Origin of the sequence: Bacillus sp. GC_Bacil_1, assembly GCF_026540675.1 — a bacterium.
In the GTDB taxonomy this organism is placed as follows: domain Bacteria; phylum Bacillota; class Bacilli; order Bacillales; family Bacillaceae_G; genus Bacillus_A; species Bacillus_A cereus.
This window is the reverse complement of the sequence record NZ_JALNUG010000040.1, coordinates 1-6,553: the sequence shown is the minus strand read 5'-3', so window position 1 is coordinate 6,553 and position 6,553 is coordinate 1. Positions and strand designations below refer to the sequence as shown.

The window sequence follows — 6,553 nt, the reverse complement described above, 5'->3', positions numbered from 1 at the left end:
GCAACCGATGAATTCACCAAGAAAACAACCGAAATTGAAAAAAGTGTGGACGGTGTAAAAACCACTGTATCAACTGTTCAAAAAGACCAAGGTACAATGCAAACTACCTTAAATCAAGTTAAACAAACAACGGATTCTAATTCACAAACCATTACAACTCTATCTCAAACACAAGGCAAACAAGGGGAGGTTATTCAACAAAACACGAGTGATATCACACAGTTGAATAATCAAATCAAATCCAAAGTAACAGATACTCAAATGCAAGAATATGTAGGTGGATTAGGAAGTACGAACTTACTATTTAATACTGCATTTGAAGATCGAGTAATAAACGCTACTACAGGAGCTGTAACGAGTAGAAAACCGAGTATTTCTAAATGGAGTGTCGGTCCAAACGGCAGTAACTTTACAGCTGTACCAGAAACAGCGAGAAACCATGACGGTATGAATTCCGTTAAATTAGAATCGTCCGGGCAGACAGTAGACAGAAATGCAGCGTTCTATCAATCATTACCTGTATCTCCTAACTCCGGTGATTATGTGTTATCTGCATGGTTTTACACAGATGCAGTTGCTACCATAGATAATACAGCATTTGTAATGATTGAATTTTACAATGGTTCTACTTGGGTTACGAATAAAGTCGTACAACTTGTACCATTACTGACTAATGGATCATGGAAATTTGTTAGTGTAACTATGCCATCTCCTGCATCTGGTGTTACTACGATACGTTTCGTAGTGGTTATTAGAAAAAACGGTAGACTTTGGGTATCGCAACCACAATTACAACAAGGTATTACACCTTCTAGTTTCATGGAGAATCCGAAAGACTATGCCAACTATGACCAACTTGTAGGCGAAATTGCAAAGAAAGTGGCTACTTCTGATTTTGATAGTAAAGTTTCTAAAATGGAAACAACGATCAATCAGCAATCTAATCGTATTGACTTAAAAGCAGAAGCTAAAGAGGTTTATACGAAAATAGAAGCTAACGGTCAATTTGGAAGTAAGGCTATTGTAGATTCGCATACTTCTCAGTTATCTGTAATGAGTAATGAAATTAATTCCACGGTCAAAAAAAATGATATTATCTCGTCTATCAATCAAACAGCAGAGGAAGTTAAAATTAGTGCAGGTAAAATACAATTAGATGGAACAACAATAGCAAAGTATTTAGAAGCGCAGGAACTTAAAGGTACAACCATACGTACAGACAATGGTTCTAATTATGTTCACATTCAAAAGCAATTCATACGTTTGATGGAGTCGAATTTAAATCGAATGTTTATTGGTTATTACAAAAGAGCTGTTGATAGCCAAATACAACCAACAATACTTATGCATGATGATGTGGATACATCACGTTTCCGCGATGGTACTTTAACAATATCTCAATTCCCAGTGAAAGGAGAAAATTACTATACCGGTACCTTTGGTATTGTTAAAGGTTATGATGCGGATCAAACTCCACATTATTGCGCTAAATTAAATGTGGATACAAAAGGGGATGTATCTCTTAATGGAGATAACTATATTTATATTACTGGTAATAACGGAGTTACCCTAAGGTCTGATAAACAATTTAGCGCTTATACTAATACAATTCGTTTAGATTCTGTAAGCCATGTAGATATTCTTACTGGTGGGGCTTTGTTTATGAAAAGTAATCAGAATACAGAGGTCAATTCTGGTGGGCATACAATTATCACTTCTGGAAAAGGTATAAGTCAGTATGCAAAAAATGGATCATATTGGGTTGAAGTAGCCAACGGTGCTACCTTCACAGTATCTAATCCATCGAACGCATTTTGGGTAGACTCTGCTGGTGGAATAACGTTAAAAGGTGGATCTAAATCCGTATGGATGGACAGTCAGTCTTCCATTGTATTCAACTTAAAAGGAAAAAATATGCTTGATATAGTTGCAACGCCCAACGCTGAAACAGACCTTCGATTCCAAACAGTAATGCTACGAAATGGTAACGTTGAGGGATATACAACACTTCAGGTTAAAAATGGGTCAGGAAGTGCATATAACGCAGTTACAGCATCAGCTTTTCAAACGGCATCGAAACGTGAATACAAAACAAATATTCGTGACGTGCAGTTTAGCGCAATAGAAAAAATTATGGCACTTCAAATCCAACAATACAACTTGAAAACAGATATAGAAGACTTGTATGAGAAGCGAATGAATCGTGTTGAAGGGGACCCAATTCTTACAACAAACGATATAGAAACTCACTATGGGTGGATTGCAGATGATGAAAATACTCCTGAGTGTTTTGTTACAAAAACAAGAAATGCAGCTGAACTATATTCTTCATTAGCAATTCAAATAAAGGCGTTTCAAGAAGAAAAACAAGCTAAAGATGCTGAAATTCAAGAGTTAAAAGAAGAGAATAAACAAATGAACAGTAGAATTGAAGTTTTAGAACAACTGTTACTTCAAAATTTAATTGATAAGAAACCAGAGCAGCTATAGGCTGTTTTTTAATTTGCATAAAATACGGCTTTTGTTTTGAAATTTCTGCGATGCATTCACCATAAATAAGGTTGTCTCATATCATGTAGAGATTGCTTTATTAAGATTTTAAAAGGATGTGAATACAGTGGAAGATGTATATGTAAAAATCGACAGTTTAAAAGCAGAACAAAAAGAAATTATGCGAGATATTCGTAATTTAGAAACTCGCACAACAATTAATGAGAAAGACATTGCTACAATTAATAAGCAATTAGAAAAGATTAGCATGAATACAACTTGGATTTTAAGAATTATTATTAGTGCAATTACTATGTCAGTCTTGGGTTTAATATTAAAAGGGATGATTTAATATCGTAAAATAAAAGTACTTACTGAGAGAGGGACAAGCGTCTCTCTTTTTTATTATAAATAAGGAGATGTAAAGATGGATCGTATTGACATATTAATGAAAGCATTTATAGCTACATTCGGTGGCTTCTGTGGGTATTTTTTGGGAGGATGGGATGCAACATTGAAAATCTTAGTAACGATGGCAGTTATTGATTATTTAACTGGCATGATTGCAGCAGGTTATAACGGAGAATTAAAAAGTAAAGTTGGTTTCAAAGGCATCGCCAAAAAGGTGGTGCTTTTTCTTTTGGTTGGAGTGGCAGCTCAATTAGATGCAGCGTTAGGAAGTAATAGTGCTATTCGTGAAGCAACAATTTTCTTCTTCATGGGTAATGAATTACTTTCACTTTTAGAAAATGCTGGTCGAATGGGTATTCCGTTGCCACAAGCTTTAACAAATGCAGTTGAAATTTTAGGTGGTAAACAAAAACAAGAAGAGAAAAAGGGAGATGTTCAATAATGGAAATCAGAAAAAATTTAGTTGATGCAAGCAAATATGGTACTAAGTGTCCTTATACAATGAATCCAGAATTCATTACTGTCCACAATACTTATAACGATGCTACAGCAAATAACGAAGTGGCTTATATGATTCGTAACGGCAACCAAGTATCGTTTCATATTGCGGTAGATGATAAAGAAGCTGTACAAGGTATTCCTTTAGAGCGTAACGCTTGGCATTGCGGTGATGGTGGTGGTAACGGAAATCGTAAATCTATTGGAGTTGAAATTTGTTATTCTTTAAGTGGTGGAGATAGATATTATAAAGCTGAAGATAATGCAGCTATCGTTGTAGCTCAATTAATGAAACAGTACAATATTCCAATTAGTAAAGTTCGTACACATCAATCATGGAGTGGAAAGTATTGTCCTCATCGTATGTTAGCAGAAGGACGTTGGAATTGCTTTATTGAAAGAGTCCTAAATGCATATAACGGAAATAATAATCCAGTAATGCCAACTCCTATTCCACCCTCAAACGATGGTGCAAAAGTGGCTTATATTAACGGAGATAACGTGAATTTACGAAAAGGACCTGGAACTGGATATGCAGTTATTCGTAAGTTAGGTAAAGGAGAATGCTACCAAGTATGGGGTGAGTCAAATGGGTGGCTAAACGTAGGTGGCGATCAGTGGGTATATAATGATTCATCATACATTCGTTATACAGGAGAAAATGCACCAGCAACTTCTAAACCATCAAATGATGGCATTGGTGTAGTAACTATTACTGCTGATGTGTTACGCGTTCGTACTGGTCCAGGAACTAACTATGGCGTCGTGAAAAATGTGTACCAAGGTGAGAAATATCAAGCGTGGGGATATAGTGACGGTTGGTATAATGTTGGCGGCGATCAATGGATTTCTGGTGAATATGTGAAGTTTGAAAAGTAAAACATACTATGTAACAGCAAATGAAGCCTATGTGTATGTAAAGTAATTAAAAAGCTGAAAATAATTAGTCAGCTTTTTAATTACTATAATCTAGTATCTATCTAAAAATATTAATTTTCTGAATTTTCAATAAAAATGATTAGATTATACCAACTTAATGATAATGATTAAAGAGACTACTATAGAACCCAAACATTAATAGAAGAAAGACATATACAGGTATTATGAGTTTGAAAATTTTATAAACTCTAAAATCTTATAAAAAGAGGAGCATAAAACATGAGCGAACAATGTCCAATTAATGTACCATGTCAGGTAGCAGGGCAAACCCAAACACCATTAAGTGATGAGACTGCAACACCAATTGTTACTCCAGGAGCACCCATTGTAAAGATTCCAGTTGTATTAGCTGAAAGAACGCTTCAAATTGTTGTAGAGTCCGATATTTCATTAGAGCCTCCAGCAGTTGAAATTAAACGCATATTAAAAAACGTATTTTTAACACAATGTAAGTTAGTGCCTGTAGCATTTGTACCAGTACCAGGTACACCTTACCGACGAGTTACAAGAGCAAAATTATTTGTACAAGGCTATATTCGTAAAAATATTGAATATGCAAATAACGAGTGTAATGGAGTTCTATATGATCGTATTGCAAATGTTCCATTTTCTGGTTTTGCAGATTTGACAGAAGGTGATTTTCTATCATTAGCTTTAGTAGCTTCTTCTTCGGACACTACTTCTCATTTTATAAATCCTAAAAACGGTGATTTACCACGTCTAGACAAATATTTCTTTGAAAATGCAGTTTTTTATAACGAACAACCATATTGTGAATTAGTAAGCGCTCAATTTTTTGAATTAGACTTTTCACCTTGTTCTACAGAGCTAAACGAACCATTTGATACGCTTCGTGAAAAAATTGTACTAGATCTTACTTTAAAAGTTTTACAAGTACAACAAGTACAAGTAGCACTATAAAAATAAAAAGAAATTGTCTTTTTAACAAAGACAATTTCTTTTTATTTTTATACAACATATATAATGATGAAATGGTCACATACAAAAAACAAATTTTTTGAATTTCATCAGACGGGGGGATGGTGATGAAAAATCCATGGATTGGTAAGGGAATATGGGATGAAATTTACAAGTATAAAAACCTGAATATACAAGATAATTCACACGAAAAAAGAGGTAAAAAAGAAGAAGTACCACTTGAATTAAAGGAAGAAGGTCAAGCGTCTGGATCACAAATAGGGCCTTTAATACGCTCACTGGTGGTCAAAACTCCATTTTCTATTTTTTCAGAAGTAAATAGTTTTAAAATATTTCCAAAAATAAATGTAAAAAATCAAGAAGCATTTGTATTTAGGAATGAAAAAGGTGTAGAAGGGCGTGAATTAGATTGTAAGTTATTAAATACAGTGCAACAATATCATTCGGATAGTTATTGTAAATTAGTTTCTTTAAATCTTCATGAGAAGAGAGTTTATTTTGAATTATATAACAAAAAAAATAAAGGGAATAAAGAAGAGAATAAGGTAGAGGCATCTTCATGGATTCCTATTCACAGTATAATATTAGAGAGTGAAAATGGGGAAGACGTAAATAATTTTATTACAGCGAAACTACCAATAGAAATAGGAAGATATAAAGGTGAAATTAGTTTACGAGAAAAGGTTGTATTTAAAGAAAAAGTCATAGGAATAAAAGAGGTTGAACAGGAGATTATTTTGACAAAAACCGAATTTTTAATACCAAAGGTAAAAAAGAATGGGCAAAATACACTTACAGTTGAAAAAGGGAGCTTATTGGTAGAAGGGTATATATATCAATGTATTCAATACATATCAGAACAAAGTACACTTCATGATAATGAGCATCAGTTAATACAAAATATTGTATTGGAGTTAATCATTCAAGTAATACAAGAACAAGAGGTACAAGTGCGAATTAAATAAAAATAATTATATTCCCTCGATTAGCTGATTATTTTTATTCGTAGTGCATCGATGGGTATTCTTTTGTAAATCATTCAGTGCTGCAAACTAATTGTTAAATGGTTTATCCTTGATAAATTCAATTTTACATTGTTACTAAATAGTATGAATCTCCTCTGGTTTATGTTTTAAAAAAGTGCTAACAAGTTTGCAAACGAACTTGCTAACACTTATGCAGAATAGACATAAATTATCGCCGATATGTCGTCTTTGAAAATAGCTTTAATCAGTTACATCATACTTATACGAAATGCTCATAAAAACAGTCTTAA

General features: G+C 33.7%; 6 protein-coding genes. All 6 read left to right on the top strand.

The annotated features are described in order from the left end of the window. On the top strand, nucleotides 1-2,490 hold a 2,490-nt coding region (locus OXT04_RS30175), incomplete at its 5' end, for a tail fiber domain-containing protein (protein WP_267418937.1). A gap of 127 nt (nucleotides 2,491-2,617) precedes the next feature. Then, nucleotides 2,618-2,842, top strand: coding sequence for a hypothetical protein (locus OXT04_RS29295; protein WP_000390479.1), 225 nt, complete (start codon nucleotides 2,618-2,620; stop codon nucleotides 2,840-2,842). Between the two features lie 75 nt (nucleotides 2,843-2,917). After that, nucleotides 2,918-3,343 carry a phage holin family protein gene (locus tag OXT04_RS29290; protein WP_098256773.1) on the top strand — a complete coding sequence of 142 codons (426 nt, stop codon included), beginning with the start codon at nucleotides 2,918-2,920 and terminating at the stop codon, nucleotides 3,341-3,343. Further along, nucleotides 3,343-4,278 carry an N-acetylmuramoyl-L-alanine amidase gene (locus tag OXT04_RS29285; protein ID WP_267418935.1) on the top strand — a complete coding sequence of 312 codons (936 nt, stop codon included), beginning with the start codon at nucleotides 3,343-3,345 and terminating at the stop codon, nucleotides 4,276-4,278. The genes OXT04_RS29290 and OXT04_RS29285 overlap by 1 nt, the downstream gene beginning before the upstream one ends. Nucleotides 4,279-4,557: 279 nt before the next feature. Further along, entirely contained in the window at nucleotides 4,558-5,259 is a 702-nt protein-coding gene (locus tag OXT04_RS29280; protein WP_001294984.1) for a CsxC family protein, read from the top strand. A 125-nt stretch (nucleotides 5,260-5,384) separates the two neighbouring features. Further along, on the top strand, nucleotides 5,385-6,242 hold the full coding sequence (locus tag OXT04_RS29275; RefSeq protein ID WP_267418934.1) for a BC_2427 family protein: 858 nt from the start codon (nucleotides 5,385-5,387) through the stop codon (nucleotides 6,240-6,242). The last annotated feature ends 311 nt before the right edge of the window (nucleotides 6,243-6,553 follow it).

Excerpts from the sequence above, each read along its gene's own strand:
- OXT04_RS29290 (WP_098256773.1), top strand. The coding sequence starts at position 2,918 with ATGGATCGTATTGACATATTAATGAAAGCATTTATAGCTACATTCGGT.
- OXT04_RS29285 (WP_267418935.1), top strand. The coding sequence starts at position 3,343 with ATGGAAATCAGAAAAAATTTAGTTGATGCAAGCAAATATGGTACTAAG.
- OXT04_RS29280 (WP_001294984.1), top strand. The coding sequence starts at position 4,558 with ATGAGCGAACAATGTCCAATTAATGTACCATGTCAGGTAGCAGGGCAA.
- OXT04_RS29275 (WP_267418934.1), top strand. The coding sequence starts at position 5,385 with ATGAAAAATCCATGGATTGGTAAGGGAATATGGGATGAAATTTACAAG.